Genomic DNA, 1,407 nt, shown 5'->3' on the forward strand with positions numbered 1-1,407 from the left:
CGATGTCGCTGCGCTCCACCCTTGACTGCCCGGCCCGCCCCGGAAAGACAACAGACTGCCGGGAAGCCCCCGAAGGAATGGCCGGGGGTTTGATGACCAGGAACGGCCACGTCAGGGATGCCCGGCTTCCGCTCCGATCGCCCGCCGACACTTGGCAGGACCACCGAGCACGATCGGGGACGGGCGCGCGGCGAGCCCAGGCCTACGAATAGGCCCCCGTGACGGTCTTTTCAGGACCACGGCAGGCCAACCCGATCCAGAGGGTGACGGATTGCCCCTCCCGCACCCCTTCGCAACGGATCGCTACGCGCTTCTCTCGGCATGGCGTCCGACGACCGTCCGGGGCTGGGATCCGCTGCGGCGAGGTGGTCTGCGGCCGAACGGGTCGACGCTGGGGTCATACGACGTTGCGGACGGGGCATCACAGCCGAGCGTCATAGGGTGGCCGTCGCTGACAGGCGACGGAAGAACGGACGTTCATGGCGTACGAACTACGGGAACGCGCGATCTTCGGTGCCACCTCCGCCACCACTGCCACTCACGACGTCGGCTTGCTCGTGCTCCGGCTCGTCGTCGGCCTCACCATGGCCGGCCACGGCACGCAGAAGCTCTTCGGCTGGTTCAAAGGGCCGGGCCTATCGGCCACCGGCAAGGGCTTCACCATGAGCGGATATCCGGCCGGGGACACCATGGCGGTCGTCGCGGGTCTCTCCGAGACCCTGGGTGGCCTGGGCCTCGCCCTCGGCTTCCTCACGCCGCTCGCAGGCGCGGCCTTGACCGGAACCTTCATCAACATCCTCGCCGTTCGGGGCTTGAACACCTTCTTCGCCCCCAAGGGCATCGAACTCGAGTCGGTCCTCTTCGCCGGCGTCATCGCCCTCACCCTCACGGGCCCGGGCCGCTTCTCCGTCGACCACTTGCTCCCGGTCCTGCGCGAGTCCCGTCCCCGCTATTCCGTCCTCGGACTGGTCCTGGGAGCCGTAGTGGGATTCGTCGTCCTCCTCCTCCGCGACTGACCACCACGAACCACCCGCAGTCGCGTCGTCGCGCAACACGTCACGGCCGTGGGCGGCTTATGTCCAGCCCCCGGACGGTCGTCGGACGCCATGCCGAGAGAAGCGCGCAGCGATCCGTTGCGAAGGGGTGCGGGAGGGGCAATCCGTCACCCTCAGGCTCGGGTTGGCCGGGGCTCGGCGCGCGCCCGGCCCTGACCGTGTTCGATGGTCCTGCCAAGGAGGGGCGGCCGCCCGGAGCGATGGGCGGGCATCCCTGACGTGGCCGTTCCTGGTCATCAAACCCACGGCCATTCCTTCGGGGGCTTCCCGGCAGTCTGTTGTCTTTCCGGGGCGGGCCGGGCGGTCAAGGGTGGAGCGCAGCGACATCGCGGAGCGACGCGACCGCAGGGAG

The 1,407-nt window shown here is 69.2% G+C and carries 1 protein-coding gene; it reads left to right on the forward strand.

Annotated elements, in window-relative coordinates:
* The first annotated feature begins 479 nt into the window (after positions 1-479).
* Entirely contained in the window at positions 480-1,016 is a 537-nt protein-coding gene (locus ACS04_RS30125) for a DoxX family protein (RefSeq protein WP_048479995.1), read from the forward strand.
* Positions 1,017-1,407 lie beyond the last annotated feature (391 nt).

Source organism: Streptomyces roseus (assembly GCF_001044425.1).
In the GTDB taxonomy this organism is placed as follows: Bacteria; Actinomycetota; Actinomycetes; order Streptomycetales; family Streptomycetaceae; genus Streptomyces; species Streptomyces roseus.